Annotated in this window: 25 protein-coding genes; 12 read left to right on the forward strand and 13 right to left on the reverse strand. The window is 57.9% G+C overall.

Annotation, left to right across the window (positions count from 1 at the left end; all coding sequences use genetic code 11):
- Positions 1 to 1,734: a dihydroxy-acid dehydratase gene (gene ilvD, locus MWU60_RS10035; protein ID WP_247227135.1), complete on the reverse strand. Its 1,734-nt coding sequence runs from the start codon at positions 1,732 to 1,734 to the stop codon at positions 1 to 3.
- Between the two features lie 109 nt (positions 1,735 to 1,843).
- Between ilvD and MWU60_RS10040 the strand changes: the two genes are divergently transcribed.
- The 6 genes from MWU60_RS10040 (at position 1,844) to MWU60_RS10065 (ending at position 8,343) form a co-directional block, all read left to right on the forward strand.
- Positions 1,844 to 2,752 (forward strand): CPBP family intramembrane glutamic endopeptidase, encoded by a 909-nt coding sequence (locus MWU60_RS10040; protein ID WP_247227136.1) that lies wholly within the window; start codon positions 1,844 to 1,846, stop codon positions 2,750 to 2,752.
- 58 nt (positions 2,753 to 2,810) lie between these two features.
- Positions 2,811 to 3,752: an acetyl-CoA carboxylase, carboxyltransferase subunit beta gene (gene accD / locus MWU60_RS10045; RefSeq protein WP_247227137.1), complete on the forward strand. Its 942-nt coding sequence runs from the start codon at positions 2,811 to 2,813 to the stop codon at positions 3,750 to 3,752.
- A 29-nt stretch (positions 3,753 to 3,781) separates the two neighbouring features.
- Positions 3,782 to 5,023, forward strand: coding sequence for a folylpolyglutamate synthase/dihydrofolate synthase family protein (locus tag MWU60_RS10050; RefSeq protein ID WP_247227490.1), 1,242 nt, complete (start codon positions 3,782 to 3,784; stop codon positions 5,021 to 5,023).
- Positions 5,020 to 5,526 (forward strand): hypothetical protein, encoded by a 507-nt coding sequence (locus tag MWU60_RS10055; RefSeq protein ID WP_247227138.1) that lies wholly within the window; start codon positions 5,020 to 5,022, stop codon positions 5,524 to 5,526. Before MWU60_RS10050 ends, MWU60_RS10055 begins: the two co-directional genes overlap by 4 nt.
- 275 nt (positions 5,527 to 5,801) lie before the next feature.
- Positions 5,802 to 7,499: a tetratricopeptide repeat protein gene (locus MWU60_RS10060; protein WP_247227139.1), complete on the forward strand. Its 1,698-nt coding sequence runs from the start codon at positions 5,802 to 5,804 to the stop codon at positions 7,497 to 7,499.
- A complete protein-coding gene (locus MWU60_RS10065; protein WP_247227140.1) occupies positions 7,486 to 8,343 on the forward strand; it encodes a 4-(cytidine 5'-diphospho)-2-C-methyl-D-erythritol kinase in 858 nt (285 codons plus the stop codon). Before MWU60_RS10060 ends, MWU60_RS10065 begins: the two co-directional genes overlap by 14 nt.
- 64 nt (positions 8,344 to 8,407) lie before the next feature.
- On the opposite strand, the gene MWU60_RS10070 is transcribed toward MWU60_RS10065, so the two are convergent.
- The 4 genes from MWU60_RS10070 to MWU60_RS10085 are packed head-to-tail and all read right to left on the reverse strand — an operon-like array spanning position 8,408 to position 11,025.
- Positions 8,408 to 8,596, reverse strand: coding sequence for a hypothetical protein (locus MWU60_RS10070; protein WP_247227141.1), 189 nt, complete (start codon positions 8,594 to 8,596; stop codon positions 8,408 to 8,410).
- Between the two features lie 17 nt (positions 8,597 to 8,613).
- A complete protein-coding gene (locus MWU60_RS10075; RefSeq protein ID WP_247227142.1) occupies positions 8,614 to 9,267 on the reverse strand; it encodes an HAD family phosphatase in 654 nt (217 codons plus the stop codon).
- Positions 9,257 to 9,814, reverse strand: coding sequence for a 16S rRNA (guanine(966)-N(2))-methyltransferase RsmD (gene rsmD, locus MWU60_RS10080; protein ID WP_247227143.1), 558 nt, complete (start codon positions 9,812 to 9,814; stop codon positions 9,257 to 9,259). The genes MWU60_RS10075 and rsmD overlap by 11 nt, the downstream gene beginning before the upstream one ends.
- Positions 9,811 to 11,025: an FAD-dependent oxidoreductase gene (locus MWU60_RS10085; protein ID WP_247227491.1), complete on the reverse strand. Its 1,215-nt coding sequence runs from the start codon at positions 11,023 to 11,025 to the stop codon at positions 9,811 to 9,813. Before MWU60_RS10085 ends, rsmD begins: the two co-directional genes overlap by 4 nt.
- A 91-nt stretch (positions 11,026 to 11,116) precedes the next feature.
- Between MWU60_RS10085 and MWU60_RS10090 the strand changes: the two genes are divergently transcribed.
- Positions 11,117 to 11,608, forward strand: coding sequence for a peroxiredoxin (locus tag MWU60_RS10090; protein WP_247227144.1), 492 nt, complete (start codon positions 11,117 to 11,119; stop codon positions 11,606 to 11,608).
- Positions 11,609 to 11,637: 29 nt separating this feature from the next.
- Here MWU60_RS10090 and MWU60_RS10095 read toward each other — a convergent pair whose 3' ends face one another.
- Genes MWU60_RS10095 through MWU60_RS10125 form a run of 7 tightly spaced genes read right to left on the reverse strand, consistent with a single transcriptional unit; the run spans position 11,638 to position 18,302 of the window.
- Positions 11,638 to 12,483, reverse strand: coding sequence for a mechanosensitive ion channel domain-containing protein (locus tag MWU60_RS10095; RefSeq protein ID WP_247227145.1), 846 nt, complete (start codon positions 12,481 to 12,483; stop codon positions 11,638 to 11,640).
- A 1-nt stretch (position 12,484) separates the two neighbouring features.
- Positions 12,485 to 12,784: a 4a-hydroxytetrahydrobiopterin dehydratase gene (locus tag MWU60_RS10100; RefSeq protein WP_247227146.1), complete on the reverse strand. Its 300-nt coding sequence runs from the start codon at positions 12,782 to 12,784 to the stop codon at positions 12,485 to 12,487.
- The gene (locus MWU60_RS10105) at positions 12,781 to 13,965 is read right to left on the reverse strand and encodes a GNAT family N-acetyltransferase (protein ID WP_247227147.1); all 1,185 of its coding nucleotides are present in this window, start codon (positions 13,963 to 13,965) and stop codon (positions 12,781 to 12,783) included. The genes MWU60_RS10100 and MWU60_RS10105 overlap by 4 nt, the downstream gene beginning before the upstream one ends.
- Positions 13,966 to 13,996: 31 nt before the next feature.
- Entirely contained in the window at positions 13,997 to 14,749 is a 753-nt protein-coding gene (locus MWU60_RS10110) for a glycerophosphodiester phosphodiesterase family protein (protein ID WP_247227148.1), read from the reverse strand.
- Entirely contained in the window at positions 14,746 to 15,207 is a 462-nt protein-coding gene (locus MWU60_RS10115; protein WP_247227149.1) for a RidA family protein, read from the reverse strand. The genes MWU60_RS10110 and MWU60_RS10115 overlap by 4 nt, the downstream gene beginning before the upstream one ends.
- A gap of 54 nt (positions 15,208 to 15,261) precedes the next feature.
- Positions 15,262 to 16,566: an HlyD family type I secretion periplasmic adaptor subunit gene (locus MWU60_RS10120; protein WP_247227150.1), complete on the reverse strand. Its 1,305-nt coding sequence runs from the start codon at positions 16,564 to 16,566 to the stop codon at positions 15,262 to 15,264.
- Entirely contained in the window at positions 16,563 to 18,302 is a 1,740-nt protein-coding gene (locus tag MWU60_RS10125; RefSeq protein WP_247227151.1) for a type I secretion system permease/ATPase, read from the reverse strand. Before MWU60_RS10125 ends, MWU60_RS10120 begins: the two co-directional genes overlap by 4 nt.
- 125 nt (positions 18,303 to 18,427) lie before the next feature.
- Between MWU60_RS10125 and MWU60_RS10130 the strand changes: the two genes are divergently transcribed.
- The 3 genes from MWU60_RS10130 to MWU60_RS10140 all read left to right on the forward strand — a co-directional run bounded on the left by MWU60_RS10130 (position 18,428) and on the right by MWU60_RS10140 (position 20,382).
- Entirely contained in the window at positions 18,428 to 18,814 is a 387-nt protein-coding gene (locus MWU60_RS10130; protein ID WP_247227152.1) for a hypothetical protein, read from the forward strand.
- Between the two features lie 93 nt (positions 18,815 to 18,907).
- A complete protein-coding gene (locus tag MWU60_RS10135; RefSeq protein WP_247227153.1) occupies positions 18,908 to 19,534 on the forward strand; it encodes a LysE family translocator in 627 nt (208 codons plus the stop codon).
- A 281-nt stretch (positions 19,535 to 19,815) separates the two neighbouring features.
- Positions 19,816 to 20,382, forward strand: coding sequence for a porin family protein (locus tag MWU60_RS10140; protein WP_247227154.1), 567 nt, complete (start codon positions 19,816 to 19,818; stop codon positions 20,380 to 20,382).
- A 55-nt stretch (positions 20,383 to 20,437) separates the two neighbouring features.
- Here MWU60_RS10140 and MWU60_RS10145 read toward each other — a convergent pair whose 3' ends face one another.
- On the reverse strand, positions 20,438 to 22,594 hold the full coding sequence (locus tag MWU60_RS10145; protein WP_247227155.1) for a transglycosylase domain-containing protein: 2,157 nt from the start codon (positions 22,592 to 22,594) through the stop codon (positions 20,438 to 20,440).
- A gap of 277 nt (positions 22,595 to 22,871) precedes the next feature.
- On the opposite strand from MWU60_RS10145, the gene MWU60_RS10150 reads away from it, so the two are divergent.
- Both MWU60_RS10150 and MWU60_RS10155 read left to right on the forward strand, forming a co-directional pair.
- Positions 22,872 to 23,210 carry a P-II family nitrogen regulator gene (locus tag MWU60_RS10150; RefSeq protein ID WP_247227156.1) on the forward strand — a complete coding sequence of 113 codons (339 nt, stop codon included), beginning with the start codon at positions 22,872 to 22,874 and terminating at the stop codon, positions 23,208 to 23,210.
- A 22-nt stretch (positions 23,211 to 23,232) separates the two neighbouring features.
- Entirely contained in the window at positions 23,233 to 24,579 is a 1,347-nt protein-coding gene (locus MWU60_RS10155; protein WP_247227157.1) for an ammonium transporter, read from the forward strand.
- The last annotated feature ends 26 nt before the right edge of the window (positions 24,580 to 24,605 follow it).

Consider the following 24,605-nt stretch of genomic DNA (forward strand, 5'->3'; position numbering starts at 1 on the left):
CTATAGATCCATGTAGATGTGTTTTTCGGCCTTCGCACCGGGATGCGTCACCGCCCCCAGACGCGCACCACCGACAAGCTGGGCGTATTTCCAGAGTGCACCCGATGCATAGATCGTCTCTTTCGGGCCTTTCCAGTTGGCCTTGCGCTCCGCCAATACCGCGTCACTCAGATCAACTGACAACTCACCCGTGATCGCGTTGATCGTGATGACATCGCCGTTCTGCAACAGGCCGATCGGACCACCATGTGCGGCCTCTGGCCCTACATGACCCACACAGAACCCGCGCGTCGCACCCGAGAAGCGGCCGTCCGTGATCAGCGCCACTTTCTTGCCCATGCCTTGACCAGACAGGGCAGCAGTGGTCGCGAGCATCTCGCGCATGCCGGGGCCGCCGGACGGGCCTTCGTTGCGGATAACAAGCACTTCGCCTTCTTCGTACTTGCGGGCTTTCACAGCTTCAAAAGCATCTTCTTCGCTTTCAAAACAACGGGCAGGCCCGGTAAAGGACTGTTCCTGCGTGTTCATCCCCGCGACTTTCACGATCGCCCCTTCCGGGGCAAGATTGCCCTTGAGGCCCACAACACCACCGGTTTTGGTAAGCGGGTTTTCGACGGAATAGATAACGTTGTTGTCAGCTTCACCTTTGATCATATCCAGCTCTTCGCCGATGACACGTCCTGATGCTGTCATGCAATCCTCATGGATCAGACCAGCCTTGCGCAGTTCTTTGAGCACGACAGGCACGCCGCCTGCTTCGTAAAGGTCTTTGGCGACATACTGGCCGCCGGGTTTCAGGTCGACGAAGTAGGGCGTGTCGCGGAAAATGTCACAGACGTCCATCAGGTCGAAATCAATGCCTGCTTCGTGTGCGATGGCAGGCAGGTGCAGACCCGCGTTAGTGGACCCGCCTGTGCAAGCCACGATGCGAGCTGCGTTTTCCAGCGACTTGCGTGTGACGATATCACGGGCGCGGATGTTTTTGGAGATCAGGTTCATGACCGCTTCACCTGATGCGATGCCATACTGATCGCGGCTTTCGTAAGGGGCAGGGGCGCCAGATGAGTTCATCAGCGCAAGGCCAATCGCCTCAGACACGCAAGCCATCGTGTTGGCAGTAAACTGACCACCACAAGCACCGGCAGATGGGCAAGCGACGCGCTCTAACACCTCAAGTTCCGCATCAGTCATGTTGCCCGCTTGGTGTTTGCCCACAGCCTCGAACACGTCCTGAACGGTGACGTCCTTACCGTCCAAACGGCCCGGCAGGATTGACCCGCCATAGATAAAGACGGACGGCGTGTTCAAACGGACCATCGCCATCATCATCCCCGGCAAGGATTTGTCGCAGCCCGCCAGACCCACAATCGCGTCATAGCAGTGGCCGCGCATGGTCAACTCAACCGTATCCGCAATTGCCTCACGCGATGCCAGTGATGACCGCATGCCTTCGTGGCCCATCGCAATGCCGTCGGTCACGGTGATCGTGGTGAATTCGCGTGGTGTACCGCTGCCCTTTTTGACGCCCAGCTTCACAGCCTGCGCCTGACGGTTCAGCGAAATGTTGCAAGGGGCGGCTTCGTTCCAGCAGGTTGCAACGCCAACCCAAGGCTGCTTGATTGCCTCTTCATCCAGACCCATTGCGTAAAAGTACGACCGATGCGGCGCGCGTGACGGCCCTTCGGTAACGTGGCGGCTGGGCAGGTTTGTCTTGTCGACCGGGGTCTTGGGCATCTGGGGTGTCTCCTCGCAACTGTTAGAAACGGTCTAAATAGAGGGCAGGTCCGGCGCAAGCCCTCCAAACAAGCGTTGCGGCTGGTTGATTGTGAGATAATGTCGCGCAATGTCCGATCCTTATGCAGCACATCGCGGGTTCATCCGCCCCGCTTGGCAAACGCCTCAGATATGGCGGGTGCTGGTCATGCTGGTTGCCTTTGAGATCGTTTTCATGCTGTCGCCATCGGTCTTTGCCGGTTTTTTGATGAGCGAGGCCGCGGTCGATGCGTTCTACGAAGGGGTCACGACCTTTGGCACACTGGCGCAGTTCTTTTCGTTTGGAGTCGCAGGCGCCGGGTTTGTGGTTCTGCTGCGCCTGATCCACGGGCGCGGGTTCTGGTCGGTCATTGGTCCGGTAGAGGCGGTCAAACGTGATCTGATCCTTGTGGGCTGGGGTGTCGGAGTTTGGTTGATGATATTGGCGATATTGCCGCCTTGGGTCGACACTGCCGATCTGGCCGAGGTACGCAATATCGGGGTCTGGGCGGCGCTGATCCCGGTCACGCTCGCCGCATTGCTGATCCAAGTCGGCACGGAAGAGATGTTCTTTCGCGGCTACCTGCAACAACAGTTCGCGTGCATCTCAAACAGTCGTTGGACGTGGATGGTTCTGCCGTCGGCAATCTTTGGCGCGCTGCATTATTGGAACGGGAATGGTGCAGCGGACGGCGCACTTTGGGCGGTGTGGGCGATGGCGCTGGGGCTGGCCTGCGCAGACCTGACGGCGCGGACAGGCAATCTGGGGTCCGCCATCGGATTGCATCTGGCTAACAACGCCTTTGCATTGTTGATCGTCGGCATCCAAGGCTGGCCGTCGTCGGGTGTGGCCCTGTTCCTTTACCCTTATGAAGATCCTGACCTATACAGCTATCCGCTTGAGACCGTGTTCACTTTTTGGGGGCTTGTTCAGTTGCTGACGATGCTCACTTCAGTTGCGATCATGTGGCTGGCAGCACGGATTGCCTTGCAGCGCTGATTGCAATTCGTGACGCACCGTCATATCTCAAACGCGCAAACGTCTTAAAGGCCCGTCAATGAACTGGATTACCAACTACGTCCGCCCCACGATCAATTCGTTGTTTTCGCGCCGCGAGGTGCCGGACAACCTGTGGACGAAATGCGACGACTGCGGCACAATGCTGTTCCACCGCGAACTGGCGGATAACCTGAACGTCTGCACCAACTGCGATCACCATATGGCGATTGGCGCGCGGGATCGTTTGAAGTCGATCTTCGATGGCGGTGTGTTTGTTGAAGTCGCAGTGCCCGAGCCGGTCGCCGACCCGCTGCACTTCCGCGATCAGAAACGCTATACCGACCGGATCAAAGAAGCACGCAAGAAAACCGGCGAAAAAGACGCGATGCTGGTGGCCGAGGGCGAAATGGGGCGCACGCCTGTTGTCGTCGCCGTACAGGATTTTTCCTTCATGGGCGGGTCCATGTCGATGTATGTCGGCAATGCGATTGTGGCGGCGGCAGAACGCGCGATTGCGCTTAAACGCCCGCTGATCCTGTTTTCCGCCGCCGGTGGAGCACGCATGCAGGAAGGCATCCTTGGCCTCATGCAAATGCCGCGCACAACGATAGCGGTTCAAATGCTCAAAGAAGCAGGACTGCCCTATATTGTTGTGCTCACCCACCCAACGACGGGTGGTGTGACCGCATCCTACGCGATGCTCGGTGATGTCCAGATCGCTGAACCCAATGCGCTGATCGGTTTTGCCGGTGCGCGTGTGATTGAACAAACCATTGGGGAAAAACTGCCCGAAGGGTTCCAGCGCGCCGAGTACCTGCTGGATCACGGGATGCTGGATCGTGTGACGATGCGCACCGCTCTCAAAGATGAGTTGGTGACAATTGTGCGGCTGCTGATGAAGCAAGACGCGCCTGTGAAAGGTGATTTGCCGGCGCCTGAGATCACGTCAGAAGCGACGCTGCAACTTGAAGATCCCATCGTTCCGGACGACGCCAAGTGACCCAAACCTCGGATGTGATCCTGGAACGGATGATGACCTTGCACCCCAAGGTCATGGATCTGGTCTTGGATCGTGTCTGGCGCTTGCTAGCGGCGGTCGGCAATCCGCAGGACCGTTTGCCGCCTGTTATTCACGTCGCAGGCACCAACGGCAAGGGATCGACCCAAGCGATGATCCGGGCAGGGCTAGAGGCGGGTGGATCAAAGGTCCATGCCTATACATCCCCGCATCTGGCACGCTTTCACGAACGTATCCGTCTGGCCGGTGAGTTGATCACAGAAGAGGCGCTGACAGATGTACTTGACCGGTGCTATGTCGCAAACGGCCCCGAACCGATTACCTATTTTGAGATCACGACGGTGGCGGGTCTGCTGGCCTTCGCAGAAACCCCCGCCGACTACACCCTGCTCGAAGTCGGCCTTGGCGGACGTTTGGACGCGACCAACGTCGTCTCAGACCCTGCCATCACGATCATCACGCCGGTCGATCTGGATCACCAGCAATTCCTTGGCGATACGCTGGCGGCCATTGCGGGTGAAAAGGCGGGGATCATCAAGCGCGGTGTGCCGTGCGTGGTAGGACCGCAGCATGACGAAAGCATGGATGTGATCGAAGCCCGCGCCGCGTTGCTTGGCGCTCCGCTACTCGCGTATGGGCAGCATTGGCATGTCAGCACAGAGCGGGAGCGATTGATCTATCAGGATGAACGTGGGCTGCTTGACCTGCCCAAACCACATTTGCGCGGACCGCATCAGATTATGAATGCGGGCGCTGCCATCGCGGCACTGCGCGCGCTGGGCCGCGATGAGGCAGCATGCGAGGCCGCAGTGATGCGGGCCTATTGGCCTGCGCGGATGGAAAAACTGACGAAAGGTGCTTTGGTAGATTTGGCGTCACCGGCGGAACTTTGGCTGGATGGCGGGCATAACCCAGCGGCGGGACTGGCTTTGGCGGACACGTTGCGCGCCCAACCACCCCGCCCGACGCATTTGATCTGCGGAATGCTGAAGACAAAGGATGTTGGCGGATACCTGAGCCACCTTGCAAAGGTCGCCGAAAGCCTGACCGCGGTCTCTATTCCCGGCGAAGCCGCAACGCTGACAGCCGCGGAAACGGCAGCGGAGGCAAAGCAAGTTGGATTACCGGCTGCAGAGGCATCGGACGTCCGGCAGGCAATCAAAACCATCGTAAAGGACACACCCAACGCCCGCATTCTGATTTGCGGATCGCTGTATCTGGCGGGCCATGTGATCCGGGAGAACGGGGCATGATCCGGGCCGCTAGCTTCGCGCTTGCGCTTGTCGCCAACAGCGCCCAGGCGGCAGATTTCTATTTCTGCTGGCAAGGGTCCAACGGCTATACGATGACCGGGCAAATGACCTTAAATCCATCTGCGCTCAACAAGCCGGTGGTAACGCAGGACGATGTGACGCTATTCAAAATCGCCGGATATCAGAACAGTCAGCTGCTTGGAAAATGGGATATGGCGACGCGGGCAGACGGGTCCAGTTGGATCCTGCACTATGATCCGGCCCGCCGTGTGTTCCTGACACCGGGCGAAATTGGACTGGGCGTTAGCCAGGCATGGAATGCCGATGGAACGGCGACGGACTGCGGCGATCCTGGCTTTGGCTTTAACCTTGGCAATTACGCGCAGGATTTTTGCCTCAACGGGGTATGGGTGGAAGAAAGCGGGATGCCGCCCGAGACGCCTTTTCTGGTCAGCCCGATCCCGGTTGACCCGCTTTGCCGGGTTTATGCCCCAACAAGTTGACCGATTCGCGAATCAGTCTCTTGACGGCGAATCACTTCATCGCTTAGTGTCGCCCGTAACGTAAAGCGCCATGTATAATAGGCGCGGGCGAGCAGTATTGGCAGGGCGAGCAGATGGGCCGTAATGGCCTGTCTTCTTGTTTCTAAGCCTCGCGTTTTTTCACACAGCTTAATGTCCGACCCGCAACAATTTGCCGCCGCGACTTTGTCCAGTTTGCATGACAGCGTTTGCCTCACTAGGGTGCGGCGAAAGATATCAAAGGATGCGACCAGACTGTGTTGAAACGTTCATTTTTCGGGGCCTTGGCGGCTCTTGCGATTGCAGGGGCAGGCCCTGTTTCGGCTGATCCAGATGCGGGATCGTATCTTGCAGCGCGGCAGGCTGGCATCGCAAATGACTTTACCCAAGCCTCGCGCTATTTCAGTAAGGGTTTGATTGCCGACCCCGGCAACGCCTATTTGCTGGAAAACGCCATGGTGTCCTTTATCGCACTGGGCCAGTTTGAACGGGCCATCCCGGTCGCCCAATCAATCGTTGATCGCGGGTACGAAAGTCAGGTTGCCAACCTGACGCTCAAGGTGGCCGATGCAAAGACCGGCAATTGGGCCGGTATCTTTACCGCACTTGAAATGGGACGCAGCGTTGGCCCTCTGGTGGATGGTCTGTCACAGGGCTGGGCGCATCTGGGTCAGGGCGACATGAGCGCTGCGATCGCAAGTTTTGACCAAGCCATCGAAACCGAAGGCATGACGATTTATGCGCTGACCCATAAGGCCTATGCGCTGGCTTCGGTCGGTGATTTCGAGGGGGCCGAGGCGATTTTCTCGGGCCAGGTGCCCGGTGGCATGCGCTATAGCCGCCAAAGTGCGATTGCGCACGCACAAATCCTGAGCCAGCTGGGACGCAACGCAGATGCGATTGCGATTATCGACGGCGTTTTTGGCACACAGCTTGACCCTGCTGTCACCCAGTTGCGTGACCAGATGGCGGCGGACGCAGCCGTCGCATATAGCGCAGTTCGCACGCCCGAGCAGGGACTTGCTGACTTGTTTCACCTGATCGCCGGTATCGTGGAAGATGAGGCGCCCGCACAATTCACGCTGATTTATGCCCGCGCGGCGACGCATCTTTGGCCAGAGCACACGCCAGCGGTTCTAATGACGGCAAGGCTTTTGGAAGAGGTTGGTCAGTATGATCTCGCCAATACCGCCTATGCCTCAGTCCCGCGCGATGATCCGTCGTTTCATGCTGCCGAACTGGGCCGCGCCGAAGTGCTGCGCGATGCCGGACGCAGTGATGCCGCGATTGAGGTGCTTGAGGCGCTGACACGCAGCCACCCGGAACTGCCACAGGTCTATGTCACGAAAGGCGACACGCTGCGTCAGGCGGATCGTTATGATGAGGCGATCACGACCTATACACGCGCTCTTGCTCTTTATGATGAAGACGCCAGCGCGCGGTGGTTTGTGCACTACACGCGTGGGATCTCTTACCATAAGGTCGACAACTGGCCGGGGGCCGAGGCGGATTTCCGTGCGGCCTTGGCCCTACGTCCCGACCATCCACAGGTGCTGAACTATCTGGGGTATTCACTGGTTGAGCGTGGTGAAAAGCTTGATGAAGCCTTGGAGATGATTGAAACCGCAGCAGCCGCGCGCCCTGACAATGGGGCGATTGTGGACAGCCTTGGGTGGGTCTATTTCCAACTGGGCCGCTATGATGAGGCCGTGGTGCACCTTGAGCGCGCCGCGTCGCTTGAACCGGTTGATCCCGTTATCAACGATCATCTGGGTGATGCGCTCTGGGCGGTTGGCCGCGAAATCGAGGCGCAGTTTCAATGGCAACGTGCTTTGTCATTTGATCCTGAAGCGGACGAAGCATTGCGTATTCGTGACAAGTTACAGCGTGGGTTAGATCTGGTTTTGGTCGATGAGGGGCTTGCCCCCATTCGGATCGCCAGTGGCGACGATTAAGGTCAGCGCCCCTGCTAAGGTCAATCTGACCTTGCATGTGACTGGTCAGCGCGATGATGGCTATCATCTGCTGGACAGTCTGGTGGTCTTTGCCGGTGTTGCCGATCAGCTTAGTGCGAGCGTGGCGCCTGACCTGCGGATGACGATCAGCGGACCGTTTTCCACCGGCGTGCCCATCGACCACACCAATCTTATGATGCGCGCGGCCGAGGCTTTGCGGACCGTGCGCGGCGTCACGCAAGGCGCCGCTATGACACTTGAAAAGCATTTGCCGCATGCGGCGGGCATCGGCAGCGGATCGTCTGATGCCGCCGCGACCCTGGCAATGCTGGCAGAGTTATGGAGCGTTGCACCACTGCCTGCGACAGCACCCGAGGTCGTGGCGCTGGGTGCAGATGTGCCGGTTTGCGTGGGCGCTCCGAAGCCGGTGCGCATGTCAGGCATTGGTGATGTGTTGTCGCCGGTGGCGTCTTTGCCCCCCTGCGCGCTCGTTCTTGTCCGCCCTCCTGTGGATGTGCCGACGGGTCCGGTTTTTGAGGGGCTCGCTACAAAGAACGGGACGCCGATGGCGCAACTGCCTGACGGTTTGGACTTTGATGCATTTGCGCGTTGGTTGGCCGCGCAACGCAATGATTTGCAGGCCCCGGCCGAGGCTATCGCTCCTGAGATTACCGCAGCGATTGCGAAGCTGAAATCCTTGCCTGCGGTCACTGTCGCCGGGATGTCGGGTTCCGGGGCGACATGCTTTGCCTTGGTCAAGGATATGGCGACGGCGCGCCATGTGGCCCGTATTGTGCAAGTGGCCGAAATGGGATGGTGGGTGGCTCCGGCAGAAGTGCTTTAGCGGCGCATAATTTTCGGCGAAAATTATGCGGAGCCCAAGATTTTTTGCCAAAAAATCTTGTGTCTCACTCCGTATCAGGCGCGAGATCCATCCGCTTCCACAGCAAGCTCAACAGTGTTTCCCCGGCCAACGGGTTCACGCAATCCGAGATCAGGACCGGCGCGCCAAAAGGCACAGGCGCAGGCAACGGCACGCTGGGTGGCTGTTGCGCCGTAACCCGTGGGTTGCTGCCAAAGTCTGTCGCATCGGTCATGCAGCAAGCTTAGCCGTTTACCGTTTCGCGGGCAAACCCAGCGCGCTCGCGACTTCGCGCATTGTGGTGACCTTGATCGCTTTTGTCCCATCCAGCCGCGTCGGATCACCGTCCGCCACATACCCGTAACACTGCACGCACGCCGCCTGCGCGGCCCGGCAACCGGACGGCATGTCATCAATCATAACTGTTTCAGACGCCGTCACACCAAAGTCCCGCATAATCTGGAACAACATATCGGGCTTGGGCTTTGGCCCATGCTGATGACCCGAGTAAATGCGCCCTTCAAAGCGGGACCACAGGCCCGACGGCCCCAGACTGATCTCCATTTTCGGTATCGGTCCGTTTGATGCGATTGCGATGCCGATATCGTGCGCAACCAACAGGTCGATCAGGTCATTTACCCCTGCGATCACCTCGACGCCCTGCCGCAATGCGTCAAAGACGACCCCGTAAATCTGGTCCAACCAGCCGTCAGGCAATTGCGCACCTCGCTTGGCCGCCTCAACCCCGACCGATGCCATGGTGCCGCCAGAGAACAGCGTGATGATCTCATCCGGTGGAATGACCAGTCCATGTCGCCCCAGAAAATCAGCAATCACGGTATTCGTCACCGCCTCGGTGTCGACCAGAACACCGTCGCAATCAAAGATAACGAGCTTAGGACGCATGGCGCATAAAGCTGACCCAGGTATCGCCATAGCGCCGCTGATCCAAGCTGACAAAACCGTTTGGTGCGATCTGCGCGCGGCTTTCCTCCCAGACGATCAGAGCGTCCGGTGCAATCCATCCCCCGGCCTTCGCTGTTTGTAGGGCTTTGCCACCAAGGTTTTGGTCGTAAGGCGGATCGAGAAACACCAGATCACAGGCATGACCCGGCCCCAGCTTTGTGGCGTCATGCCCAAGAACCGTGGTGTCCGCTTGTCTGCGCAGTTTTTCGATATTCTCGCGGATCAGCTTTTGCCCAACACGCCCGTTTTCCACAAAGGTCACATGGGCCGCGCCGCGCGATAGCGCCTCTAACCCCAAAGCCCCCGTTCCGGCAAACAGGTCCAGCACCTGTGCGCCACCGATCGGATCACCAAACCGCCCGCCTTGCAGGACATTGAACAGGCTTTCGCGGACCCGGTCTGTGGTGGGCCGCAGATGTGCGCCCGCGTCCCCTTTGCCAACGGCGGTGAGGGCCGTCCCACGATGACTGCCGCCAATGATCCTCACGGTTTCAACAGCGCTTTCATATCCGTGGCAGGATCGGTGATCAGCGCCGGGTCAGGGCTGCGCCCCGCTTCGATCAACCGCTTGCCGATCATGTAGTTGCGTGGGTCGTTCATCGCATCGACTGCCAAAAGTGTCGTGCCATTGTAGTACCAATTTGACTGCACGCCGGGTGCATCACCCTTGCGCACATAAACGTCCGTGTAGCCCATATTCAGCCCTGCGATCTGCAATTTGCAGTCGTATTGATCCGACCAGAACCATGGCTTCGGGACGTAGGGGGCATCGCCGCCCGCGATATTGATCGCGACGGCCTCAGCCTGATCAATGGCGTTCCCGACGCTTTCAAGGCGGATCGTCTGGCCGTTGAACACGCAAGACGCGCAATCACCCGCCGCCCAGATATGCGGGTCAGAGGTACGCCCGTGAACGTCCGTGGTAATTCCGTTGCCCACATCAATGCCCGCGCTTTCGGCAAGGATCGTTGCAGGGGTGATGCCAACACCGACGACCGCGAAATCAATCGCGAGTTCGGTGCCATCGGTAAGCTTGGCACCCCTGACGTGATCGTCACCCAGCAACCGATCAAGGCCGACACCTTCGTGGATATCAACGCCGTGGCTTTGGTGCAGAGCGCGAAAATAGTCCGAGGTTTGCGGCGCCGCAACGCGCTGCAAAATACGATCCGCCATCTCCACCAGCGTCACCTGTAGCCCCAGCTTTGAGGCAACCGCCGCCGCCTCTAACCCGATATAGCCACCACCGATAATCAAAACCCGCTTGCCAGCCGTAAAGGCCGGGGCCATTGCATCGGCATCGCTCAGGTCACGCACGGCAAAGACGCCATCAAGCATCCCGCCGATGGCTGCAGGCAGCGTGCGCGGATGTGCGCCGACTGTCAGGGCAAGTTCGTCATAGGCAAGCGTCTCCCCATCGCTCAGCGTCAGGGTCTTTGCATCACGGTCAATCCCGGTGACCCGGGTGTCCAGCCGTAGGGCAACGTTCTGATCGGAGTAAAATTCCACAGGGCGCAGATAAAGCCGCTCTTCGGCCATTTCCCCAAGTAAATAGGCCTTTGACAAAGGCGGGCGCTGATAAGGTGGCACCTTCTCAGCGCCGATCAAGGTGATGTCACCGGCGAACCCTTCGGTGCGCAGCTTCGCGACCAGCGATGCGCCAGCCTGGCCTGCGCCTACGACAACCACGTGGGTCACGGTGTTACTTTTCATGTGCGTCTGGCCCTTGTTTCGCCGAACTCTATATGTGAAGCCTGCGAATACACAATTGCGAACAGGGGCTATTCTTATGACAATTCAAACAGGCGACACATTGCCAAATGCAACATTGCTGATCATCGGCGAAAGCGGACCAACGCAAGTGGCGCTGTCTGACAAGCTTGAAAACCGCAAGGTTGTGATCTTTGGCTTGCCGGGAGCCTACACGGGCACCTGCTCAACCGCGCATGTACCCAGCTTTATGATGACGTTTGATGACTTCAAAGCAAAAGGCGTGGACGAGATTATCTGCGTGTCAGTCAACGATCCTTTCGTCATGCAGGCCTGGGGCGAGAATACCCACGCCACCGATGCAGGCATCACGATGCTGGCAGATGCGGAAAGCGGATTCACGACGGCTATCGGCATGAACTTCAGCGCCCCGCCCGTGGGCTTTGTGAACCGGTCAAAGCGTTATTCGATGCTTGTTGAAAACGGTGTGGTGAAAATCCTGAACGCCGAAACCAACCCCGGCGAATGCGAGATTTCCGCTGGCGAGACATTGCTTGAAGCGATGGAATAATCCCGACAGGGCGGGGCTGATGTGCCGCCCTATTCGCTGACGTTGACGATTGTACGTGTCGGGAATGGGATCGGTACGTCAGCGGCATCCAGCGCTTCTTTCACCTGCCGCTTCATATCGGCTTGGAACCCGAAGTAGTCCGCACTGTCGCACCACACCCGCACCAGAAAATCGACTGAGCTGTCGCCAAGGTTGTTCACCTGAATGAAGGGCTCTGGTTCGGCTTTGGCGCGCGGGTCAGCCATGATGGTGTTCCGGATTGTTTCTTCAGCGGTTTTGAGGTTGGCACCATAGCCCACACCAAACACCCATTCTGCGCGTCGGGTGTCATAGGTGGAATAGTTGATGATCGTGTTGCCCCAAACCTGACTATTGGGGATGATGATCTGCACGTTGCTGATGGCCGCCAGCTCGGTGTAGTTCAACGTGATCTCTTTGACTGTGCCCATCTGCCCGTTCACCTCGACAAAATCGCCGATCTTGATGGGGCGGAAGAAGACAATCATCACCCCAGCCGCGACATTTGACAGCGTCCCTTGCAGGGCCAGACCAATCGCAAGACCGGCTGCACCGATGACGGCGACAACCGAGGTTGTTTGCACGCCAAACGTATTGAGCACGAATAGAAATGCAAAACCGACAACGACGTAGCGGGCCACGTTACCAAGAAAGTTGAATAGCGTGATATCAAGATGCGCATGCTTTCCACCCAGGCCCACAAGCCGCCGCCGGACCCAGCCACCAACCAGAAAACCGATGAACAGGATCGCAAGTGCAGCGAGTACATTGCCCACCGCCGATGCGAGGAATTCGAGTGTCAGCAAGTCCGCGATGGTTTTCCCATCCCAGAGCACGGTGTTCAGCAATGCGTCCAATTTAGCCCCCGGCGAGTTGGTCCAGTTTCGCGCCTAGTTTGGCGTCGAGCGCGCTTAGGCCATCTGCATCATGCGTCGTCAAGGTAACTTCGACGGTTTTATAGACGTTAGACCATTCGGGGTGATGGTTCAGCTTCTCGGCATGGATTGCAGCGCGGGTCATAAATCCGAAAGCCTCCACGAAATTTGCAAAGACGAACTTCTTGTAGATCGCTTCGCGCCCGTCAACCATCTCCCAGCCGTTTGCCAGTAGGGGGTCGATGTGTTCTGCGCGCTCTGCGTCGGTCAATTTGTCGGTCATTGGTGATCCTCCATGTTGGTTTTGCGGAATGGGCCGTAGCTTGTCAGCACTTCGATTTCGTTGTCGATGGCATCGCGTTCGGCGTCCAGATAGCGGGCAACGGCATCTTTGAACCCGGCATCGCCAAACCAATGTAGCGAATGGGTGGCCACGGGCAGATAGCCGCGTGCCAGCTTATGTTCGCCCTGCGCGCCAGCTTCGACCTTGGCCAACCCGTGCCGGATGGCATAGCCGATGGCGCGATAATAGCAGACCTCGAAATGCAGGCAGGGGTGATGTTCGGTGCAACCCCAGTAGCGGCCATAAAGCGTGTCGCGCCCGATGAAATTTAGCGCACCCGCCACAGGCCGCCCGTCGCGCATCGCCAGCACCATCAGCATGTCGTCGCGCAGATTTTGCTGGGCAAAGTGAAAGAAATTCCGCGTCAGGTAAGGCGTGCCCCATTTGCGGTTGCCGGTGTCTTGATAGAAAATCCAGAAGGCATCCCAATGCTCTTCCTTGATCTGATCGCCAGTCAGTTCGACAATCTCACCGCCAAAACCATTCGCCGTGGCCCGTTCTTTGCGCATGTTCTTGCGTTTGCGGCTGGAGAGCGAGGCGAGGAAGGCGTCAAAATCAGTATAGCCGTCATTGACCCAATGAAACTGCTGCCCGATCCGGGTGAGCAGACCCATCTCAGCACCGGCGATGGCTTCGGCCTCGGTGCAGAAAGTGGCATGCACCGAAGATATTTCATTGTCCGCTGCAATCTGAACCGCCCCTTGGATCAACGCGGACATGCCGGTGACCTCATGTCCGGGTTTAGTCAGGAACCGCCGCCCGGTGGCAGGCGTGAACGGAACGGCAATTTGCAGCTTGGGGTAATAACGCCCGCCAGCGTTTTCATAGGCATGCGCCCAGTTGTGATCAAAGATGTATTCGCCCTGTGAATGCCCTTTGGCATAAAGCGGCGCGACCGCGATCAGCGTGTCATCTTGTTTTGCAGTGATGTAGCGCGGTTGCCACCCGCTGCCGGGACCAACCGACCCGCTATCCTCCAACGCTTTCAAGAAGCGATGCGTCGTGAACGGATCATTGGGCCGCCCGCCTGCGGCCTCGGGGCAGGCGCATGCATCCCAATCGGCCGCGTCAATCGCGTTGATGGTCGGATGCGCTGTGATTTCGATGGGTGCGTCGCTCATGACCTGCAACTTGGGCGCATCGCGGGCGGCGTCAAGCCAAGTAGCCCTCGAATGTCACATTATCGACGATACGGCGGGCTTCGGCTTCGGCCTTGGCGGATCGAATGGTCCAAGTGAAGATCTTTGCGCCCCGCGCTTTCAGTTCTGCAACACGGGGGCGGTCGAGGTCGCTGGCTTCGTGGCTGATAAAGCAGGATCCGGTGCGGTCGTAGTCGGGGATGTCGCGCAGTCTATCGCGGGTGTCGGCGGGCACTTCGGGCCAGAACTGTGCCTGATAGCTTGAGGTCACGATGCCGCGCGGGATGTCGGGGGCAAGCTCGGCACATGCAGCGACCGCATGCGGGTTGAACGACATCAAGGCAACGTCACCGGTGTAGTCCTTAAGCGTCGCACAAGTCGCCGCTTCTAATGGGCCAACATTCGGGCCCATCGCGCCGTCTTGATCCTTGATCTCAATCAGCAGCGGGACCTGCCCTGCGACCATGGCAAGCACGGTTTCAAGCGACGGGATCATGCCACCATCATCGGTCAGCGGGATGGCTTCCAATTCCGCACGCGTCCGGTCGCGTACCGGCCCGGTTTCACCTGTCAGCCGATCCAGCATGTCATCATGAAACACCATCGCATGCCCATCGCTGGTGAGCTGCACATCCATTTCGATCCCGTAACCGGCATCCAATGCCGCCTGAATGGATTTGACGCTGTTCTCAACCCGCCCCGCCTTACGATCATGCAAGGCACGGTGGGTGATCGGGCGGGCGAAAAAGGACGCGGGCAGGGTCATTTGATCTGAAAAATCGCTTCAATTTCAACAGCCACGCCAAAGGGTAGGCTGGCGGCGCTGACAGCGGACCGGGCATGACGGCCTTTGTCACCCAAAGCCGCAACCATGAAATCAGACGCCCCGTTGATCACTTTAGGTTGGTCGCCAAAGTCAGGTGTCGAATTCACGAACCCCACAAGTTTCACAACGCGTACCAAACGATCAATGTCACCACCGCAGGCCGCCTTGAGCTGCGCCAAAAGCGAGATCGCGCAGGTCTTTGCAGCCAATGCACCGTCTTCGGCGGTTGTGTCATCGCCCAGTTTGCCTTTGATCATCCCGTCAGCATTTGCCGAGATTTGGCCAGAGACATACACCATGTCGCCGGCAATTACATAAGGCACATAGTTCGCCGCAGGGGCCGGCGCATCAGGCAAGGTCACGCCCAGTTCAGCCAATTTGTTTTCAATCACGCTCATTGCAGTTCTCCCATCATTTGCCCGGACGCTAGCGGGCAAAATAGCGGGGTGCAATCACGACTCGCGGAAGGCTTTGGTAAAATAGTCAGCCAGCGGTTTGATCAGATAGTCCATCGGGCTGCGATCAGCGGTGCGCACGAAGGCTTCAACCGGCATGCCGGGGATCAGGGTCATATCCGCGGGCAGGCGTTCAATCTGGCCTTCGTCCAGTTGCACTTCGGCGCGGTAATAAGATGCGCCGGAGGTTTCATTCTGGAAGGCATCGGCAGACACCAGCGTGACCTTGCCTTGCAGTTCAGGTGTGCGCCGCTGGTCAAAGGCCGAAAAGCGCAATGTGACCTCTTGGCCCACAAAAATCTGGTCCACGTCGACGATCTGCACCTGCGTGGCAATCACCAGCGGGCGGTCTTGGGGGATCAGAAACAGAACTGGATCGGCCGCGCGGATGACCGATTGTTCGGCAAAGACCTGTAGCCCGTAGACAATACCGGATACTGGCGCGCGGATATCCAGACGATCCAACTGGCGGCGCAGGGTCCGGCGTCGCTCCGACAGTTCCAATTCGTTGAATTGCAGGTCGCGCAGTTGGGTGATCGCCTCTTCGCGCCGGGTTGATGACAGGCCGAGGATTTGCAATTCAATCTCGGTCATGCGTTCAGCGGCCTGCGCGCCTTGGGCGGTCAATTCGCCAACGGTGCCCAGCAGGCTGGCCTCTTCGCGTTGCAGTGCCAGCACGCGGCTGGCTTGGGCCAGTCCCCGGTCCAGCAGACTTTGTTGGTCGGTCAGTTCCCGCGCGATCAGTTCTTGTTGGGTGGCAAGTGCGTCTTGCTGGGCGCTGATCCCCGTAAGTTGGCTTGCGATTTGCGCGCGTTGTTGGGTCAACTGTTCAACAGCACTACGGCTGGTTTCCAACCGGGCTTCAAACAGGCGTTCCTGCCCGGCCATGAGCTTTTGCACTTCGGGCGTTTGGACCTCCAGCAGCACCTCACTGAATGTCAGGCTGGCGGCATCATCGCGCTCTGCCTCAAGCCGCGCCCGACGCGCGAGGATTTCAAAAAGCTGGCCTTCCACGATTGCAAGTTCGGATTGCAGCGTGGTCGGATCAAGGCGCAACAGCAGATCACCGGCCTGCACGGTGTCGCCTTCGTCAACGATGATCTCTTCCACAACGCCGCCATCAGGGTGCTGCACGACCTGCCTGTTGCGATCCACCTCAATCTGGCCCGAGGTGATCACCGCACCAGTGATTTGCGCCATCACAGCCCAAGTCCCAAAGCCACCCACAAGGATCAGCAGGGCCAGCCCGCCGATTGTCAGATGCTTGGCCGCCGACCAGCGTTTGGTGCTTGCATCGCTCATGATACACCCCCGGCCTTGCCGGTGCTGCGTTTGATCTCGTCGTGGTTTTTGACCATTTCGGCCAGCACCTCATCTTTGGGGCCAAAGGCGCGGCGCGCACCACCTTCGATCACCAATAAAAGATCGCATTCCTGAATGGCAGAGGGGCGGTGCGCCATGATGAAGACGATCTTGCCTTCCGCTTTCAACGCTTTGATGGCGCTATTCAGCGCGATGGATCCGTCGTTATCAAGGTTGGAGTTGGGCTCATCCAAGACGATGACAACAGGTTCACCGTAAAGCGCGCGGGCCAGTCCGATCCGTTGGATTTGTCCGCCTGACAATCGCCCGCTTGTGGCCGACACACGTGTGTCATAGCCATCGGGCAGTTTCAGGATCATTTCATGCGCGGCGGCCGTTTTGGCGGCGGCGACAACCTTGGCATCATCAGGCTGCATCGACATGCGGGCAATGTTTTCCTTGATGGTCCCGTCAAACAGCTGCACGCGTTGCGGCAGGTAGCCCACATGCTTGCCCAAAACATCCGGGTCATATTGATCAAGGGCGGCGCCATCCAGACGGATCTTACCGCCCGCAGGTTGCCAGACGCCGGTGATGACGCGGGCCAAAGTGGATTTGCCTGCCCCGGATGTGCCAATGACACCAACCGCCTGGCCGGGGTTGACCTCAAAACTGATCAGGCGGAGTGCGGCCTGCTTTTCGCCCGGTGGCACCACGGTGACCTGATCGGCGACCAAGCGGGCTTTGGGTTGCGGCAGAACCGTGCGCGGCTGTTCTTCGGGGATATTGCCCAAGAGGACCGATAGGTTCTGCCAGCCTTCACGCCCGCGCTGGAACATGGCCCATTGGCCGACCAGCATTTCTATGGGGGCCAGCGCACGACCCAGCAGGATGGAACCTGCGATCATCGCGCCGGGGGACAGTTGGTTTTGCAAAACCAGATAGGCACCAAGGCCCAACATCGCCGACTGCAGAAACAGGCGAAAGGACTTGGTCAATGCGGTAAAGGTGCCAGAGGCATCGGCGGCGTCGATGGTCGTATCAAGGGACCGACCACGGGCCACCTGCCAACGGTCAAACGCGGCCTCACGCATGCCCAGTGAATGCACCATCTCGCTTTCATCGCGGATATGCGCGCCCAGTTGTTCAGAGGCAAAGCCGGCGGCGTTCGCCGCTTGGAGTGGTTTGCGGGTCACGAACTGGTTCAGCAAGGCGACGATCAACAAGACGACCGCACCAGCGACAGCCAACAGCCCCATCAGCGGGTGGAAGATGAAAATACCCAGAAAAAACAACGGCACCCACGGCAGATCGAATAGCGCCATAAGGGCAGGGGAAGTGATCAGGCGCTGCACGGATTCAAGATCGCGCAGGCCGGTTGCGGCCTCACGGGGCGCACGGTTAAGCGTTGTTGCCTTCAAAACGGCCGCGAACACGCGCCGGTCAAGCCGCGCCTGAAAACGCGCACCAACGCGGCCCATGATCCGCCCGCGTACAAAGTCCAGGATACCCATGACGCCATAAAGAAACGCAACCAAAACGGACAAGGCCAGCAAGGTCTCAAACGACCGCGAACTCAGCACCCGGTCATAGACATTCAGCATATAAAGCGGGCCGGTCAGCATCAGCAGGTTCACAAAGAAGCTGAAAACACCCACAATCCAATACAGATGGCGGCTTTCCCGCCGCGTTTGCAGCAGTTCTGCACGGCCTTTCGCTGTCAGTTCGTCAGACATGAACCCGTTGTCGCCTTTTCTTAGCTTGCCTTGTGCATCCATAACCTACCGTAAAGCCCGGCAGAGTGAACGGTATTTATCAAATTCGCTTTAATCTGCATAAATGATTGAACCGCAAGGCGGAAATGCGCAATGATGGCACCCTGATGAAAGTAAAACTGTCGCATATCTACGCCGTCGTTGCGATGGCACCTGCTGCCCTTTTCGCTGGACCTTATGACGGGGTCTACAGACAGACCGCCAATGCGGAATGCAGTCTGGTCGGTGTTGATGGCGGATCGCTGAAGATCGAGAACAACATCTTTTACGGGGTCGAGGTCGAATGCCGGATGACCAGCCCGGTCGACATCGTCGATATGGACGCCACGCTTTATGAGATGCAATGCTCTGGCGACGGTCAAACATGGACAGAACGTGCCATGCTGATGCCTGACGCCGAAGACACAGGTCTCTATATGATCTGGAGCGGGTATGCCTTCCGCTATGATCGGTGCGATGATCCGGGGTCGTGAACATGGCTGACAATCACCAAATACTTCAGCGCGCTTGCCATCGTCAGCGGATTATGGATTGCTGAGATCGCACGCAGCGCAGGAGGCCGCAGAATGATCGACCCATCTATTTTGGTGACATACGCTTTGATTGTTCTGGGCTTCGTCTTCATTCCCGGTCCCGCGACGCTTTTGACCGTTGCGCGCGCGACAACGTCAGGAACCAAAGTCGGTATCGCGACCGGTGCGGGCATCACGGCTGGCGACTTTCTACATACGATCATGGCCGTCGTCGGAATTTCAGCCATCATTGCGGCGTCGGCGACGCTTTTTACGCTCGTGAAATATCTGGGTGCTGCATATTTGGTTTACCTTGGATTGAAGGCGATCCTTGAGAAAACATCCGTTGACTTGGGGCAGGGCCGCGTCCCGATCACGGCGCCCCAGGCATTCCGACAAGCCATCCTGGCCGAAGTTTTAAACCCAAAGACCGCGTTGTTCTTTCTTGCGTTCCTGCCGCAATTTGTAGCACCCGAAAAAGGGAACGTGATGCTGCAGCTTACAATCTTGGGCGTTGTTTTTGCATTGATCGGGTTTTTCAGCACTATCGTTTATTCGGTTGCCGCCGGTGGTCTTGGCAACTTCCTGCGGCGCAATCCCGTGGTCCTAAAATGGCAAGGCAAAGTTGTCGGTGGCATTTATTGTGCGCTCGGGGTGCGGCTGGCCTTGCAAGAGCGGTAAGCGCGATCGTCTTGACCATGTCGCCCGATGCATCGCCAGTAATAGCAGTATCAGGCCAATAACGGGCACTCTACCTGTGCGGGAAAACGCGTGGAATCCCGCCTATTTAGGCCCCTCTAACCGACCATACACTTTGAAAGTGTAAACGCTTGCCCTACTGTTGCGGCGGATGTGGCGGGCACCCCTGCTGTGTAGAAAGGCGATGGCTGGTCGACTTTCTTCAAAGCTGTGTCCGCATTGCGTATTACGCCCATCTCTATTTTGGAACTGGAGAAAGACGAATGAATTATTTGGCGAAGACACTTGCTCTCCCGCTTATCACCCTTATCCCGACGGTCGGTTTAGCAGATTGGAATGGACCTTATGTCGGTGGCGCTGTCGGCACGGTCAACGCAGAGGCCGACTTTGAACTGGCTACCACGCCATCCACGACGTTTGATTTCGATGACTCTTTGGGTTTTGGCGCTTTCGCTGGTATGTTGATTCAAAGTGGTGATCTCGTTTACGGCGGCGAAGTTGCATTAACCGTCGCGCCGAACGCCGAAATTAGTGACGGTGAAGAACTGACACCATTTACCGATATCAAAGGCCGCGTGGGTTATAGTTTTGGTGACATACTTGCTTATGGTGTCGCTGGTATCACATTTGCAAACTACGATGAGAATGGCGAAGATTTTGACGGCACGGGCTTCAATTTTGGCGCTGGCGTTGACTACATGATCAACGACCAGATCTTTGTTGGTGCAGAGTATCTGGCACGCCGGACATCAGGCGATTACCCTAACGATGATGCCGAGTTCGATCTGGATATTGATACGTTGTCTATCCGGGCCGGCTTTAACTTCTAAGGCCTTCGCGAACGGAAAATTTGGGATGCCGCGCAATTCTGCGCGGCGTCCCTTTTTAGTTGCCGTCCGAGATGATGGCATCCAGCAGATCCAAGATATCCCCGTCCGCAACCTCGCCCCCCCGGCTTTCCAACACACCTGCAAATGCAGGCCGCTGTGGGATCGTCATCGGCAGCGCTGTAGGCTGTTTGCCCTCAAGCACCCGCACCATCGTCTCGCGCCAGATCGTTGCGGGTAGCCCGCCGCCTGTGACACCGCTCAGGCGCGAGTTGTCATCATACCCCATCCACACGCCGGTCACATAGTCCCCTGTAAAGCCAATAAACCACGCGTCGCGTGACCCTTGGGTCGTTCCGGTTTTGCCTGCGATGGGCCAGCCATTGATGCGCGCGCGTTGGCCTGTGCCTTCATCGACAACCTTGGTCATCATCCACGTCAACTGACGCGCGGCCTCTTCGCGTATGATGCGTTCGCCGATGCCGACACCCGTTGCATCCATCAAGGGGGTGTTGTCGCCCATAAACCGCAGATCGGTCAGGCCATAGGGTGTCACTTGTGATCCGCCATTCAGGATACCCGCGAAGGCGCCCGTCATATCAAGCAGTGTGCTTTCCGAAACACCCAGCGCCAGCGCAGGGCCAGCGGCCAGATCGCCCTGAAGGCCAAAACCGTTCGCCACATCACTGACCAGCCCGCGACCCACTTCCTCTGACACAAGGATCGCCGGGATGTTGCGGCTGGTGGCCAGCGCATCGACCATAGCGATTGGACCCACGAATTCGCGGTCATAGTTTTCCGGGCACCATGATGCCGAGCCGCGCCGTTCCCAGCAAGTCGGCGCATCTTCGATCATGTCATAAGGTGACATGCCCAGATCGAGGGCGGCGGCATAGATGAAGGGTTTGAACGCCGACCCTGTCTGGCGCAGCGCCTGTGTGGCCCGGTTGAACGCGCCTGTGGCGGTAATGTTGCGCCCGCCGACCATGGCGCGCACAGCGCCATCGGCAGACATCACCACGATCGCGGCTTGCGCTTCGGACCCTTCGCGCACGTCTCTTTCAAAGACTTCGATCAGCGCCTCTTCTGCGGCGGCCTGAATACGCTGGTCCAGCGTCGTCCGGATCAGCACATCTTCGGTAGTATCACGGGTAAAGAACTCGGGACCGCTGGACATCACCCAATCGGCAAAGAATCCGCCAGAGTTGGCGCGCGCTGCGTCAGACAAGGTGGCAGGGTTCAATCGCGCGTCACGGGCTTGGGCCTCGCTGATATAGTCTTGGTCTTCCATCAACCCGATGACGATCGACGCGCGGTCCTGGGCGCGTTGCAGGTTGCGGGTGGGCGCATTGGCGGAGGGGGCGGTCAGCAGACCTGCCAGCATTGCAGCTTGGGCCGGGCTCACTTCAGCGGCCGAAATGCCGAAATAACGTTGGGCCGCGGCCTCAAACCCCCGGCTACCCGCACCAAGATAGGCGCGGTTCAGGTAGATGGTGAGGATTTCCTCTTTGGTATAGGCGATTTCCATCCCGATGGCATAGACAGCTTCTCGCGCTTTGCGCCAAAGCGATCCTTGCCGACAATCATTTTCATAATCCCGTTCGCTGTCCCATTTGTTGGGGTCAAATGGTACGCCCAGACACAGCAGCTTTGCCGTTTGTTGGGTCAGCGTCGATCCGCCGTTTCCGGATAATGGCCCGCGACCAGCACGCAGATTGATGCGCACGGCAGAGGCAATACCACGCGGAGAGATGCCGAAATGACGATAGAATCGCTTATCCTCGGTTGCGACCACGGCGTTGTGCAGATGCGGGGACACGGTGTCGGTGGTGACCATTCCGCCAAATTGATCGCCGCGCCAGGCAAATACCTCGCCTTGCAGGTCGGTCAGGGTCACAGACCCCCGCGTGCGACCGTCAATCAGATCAGCCATCGCGGGCATTTGGGCTGCGAAGTAGAAAGAGAACCCGCCGATGATCAACGCAGCGATCAGGCCGATCCGCCATGTAAAGGCCCAGAACAGGCGAAAAACCCAGCGAAACGACGCTAGAATCCAGCCCAAAGGCCCGCTGGGTGCCGCCCGCTTTGGCGACGCCTTACGCCGTGCCGCCGGTTTGGCGGTTTTCTTTGTGGGAGCGGCCTTTTTCTTGGCTGCTGGTTTTTTCGCATAGCGCTTGTCAGCCACCAAAGGGGGCTTTTTGCCGTTTCCGCTCATGATCCGCTCGATTGACTGTTTCGTCTGATTTTCGACGACTATAGCGGGTCCTTTCACAAATGTAGAGCCGCGATGAGTCGCCGATGCCGCCTTTTTGCGTTGCACAATAATTAGGCGAAGGTATCAATTTGTGCAAAAATTGTGCAAAAGGACTCATTAACCACCGTCTTCGCACCTGCAGCAATCTTGCCGTTTTGCCCTGCACGCGCTCTTTGTCTGCGTGCAAGCAGGCGCTGCCGAAACGAGGGCCTGCACGAGAATTTGCAAGGGGAAGAACGTGAAACTCATCATTGCAACAATTAAACCGTTCAAGCTGGAGGAGGTCCGCGAAGCGCTGACCGCCGTTGGCGTGCGCGGTATGATGGTGTCTGAAATCAAAGGTTTTGGCTCGCAATCTGGTCATACCGAGATTTATCGCGGTGCCGAATATGCCGTGAATTTTGTACCAAAGGTCAAGCTGGAGATCGTGGTGCAGGACAGCATGGCCGAACAGGTCGTGACCACCATCGCAACCACCGCCAAGACCGAGAAAATCGGCGACGGCAAGATTTTCGTTCTCGACGTTGAAAGTGCGCTGCGCGTGCGAACCGGCGAGACCAATGATGACGCGCTTTGATCGCGGAACGAGGGACAGATTTATGAAACTGACTAAGTATCTATCGGTTGGGGCCGCGTTGACGCTGCTGCCAACTTTCGCGCTGGCACAGGATGCAGCGCCGAGCTTTGACGAGATCGGCCCGTATCTGATGACCACATTGCTGTTCTTGATCGGCGGCTTTCTTGTGTTCTGGATGGCGGCAGGTTTTGCCATGCTGGAGGCAGGGCTTGTGCGTTCCAAGAACGTCACAACGCAGCTGACCAAGAACATCGCGCTCTATTCACTGTCCGCCATCATGTATTGGCTGGTGGGCTTTAACCTGATGTATCCGGGCGACGCGTGGATTATCCCAGGTTGGTTTGGTACTTTCGCACCAACATCGCTGGAACCCGTCGGTTTGGCAGCTGCTGAGGCGTCGCTTGACTATGCCTCTGTTGCATCAGACTTCTTCTTCCAGTTGATGTTCTGTGCAACGACAGCCTCGATCGTGTCTGGTACGCTGGCTGAACGTATCAAGCTCTGGCCCTTCCTGATCTTCGTCGTCATTTTGACAGGTCTGATCTACCCAATTGGTGCCTCATGGCAGTGGGGCGGCGGCTGGTTGTCCACTCTCGGTTGCGTTGAAGGTTCCGATGATCCCTGTGGCTTCTACGACTTCGCTGGTTCAACTGTTGTGCATGCCGCTGGTGGCTTTGCAGCCCTTGCAGGTGCGATCATCCTTGGTGCCCGTATCGGCAAGTACAAAGATGGTCGTGTGATCCCAATGCCCGGTTCAAATCTCGCGCTTGCCACACTGGGTACATTCATCCTGTGGCTGGGTTGGTTTGGCTTTAACGGTGGTTCGCAGCTGGCTGCGGGCACTGTGGGCGACATCACGGACGTGGGTCGTATCTTTGCCAACACCAACATGGCAGCGGCCGCCGGTGCGGTTGCAGCGCTGATCGCGACTAACGTGATCTACAAAAAGCCTGACCTGACGATGGTTCTGAACGGCGCGCTTGCTGGCCTGGTGTCAATCACGGCCAGCCCGCTTGAGCCCACCTTGTTTGGTGCGCTGTGGATCGGTGCTGTCGGTGGTATCATCGTGGTCTTCGCGGTGCCTTTCTTTGACAAGCTCAAGATCGACGACGTAGTCGGCGCGATTTCGGTGCACATGGTTGCTGGTTTCTGGGGCACGATGATTGTGCCGGTTTACGCCGACGCAAGCTTTGTGACGCAGTTCATCGGCTTTGTCGCCATCGGTGGCTTCACCTTCGTGGTCAGTCTTGTGGCATGGACAATCCTGAAGGGTGTCGTGGGCATTCGGGTGTCTGAGCAGTCCGAGATTGATGGTCTGGACGTGTCAGAGCTGGGTATGGAAGCCTATCCTGAGTTCGCAAAAGGCTGATACCCTTCTTGTCAGCATTTTCTATG

This window comes from Yoonia sp. F2084L (assembly GCF_023015625.1).
In the GTDB taxonomy this organism is placed as follows: domain Bacteria; phylum Pseudomonadota; class Alphaproteobacteria; order Rhodobacterales; family Rhodobacteraceae; genus Yoonia.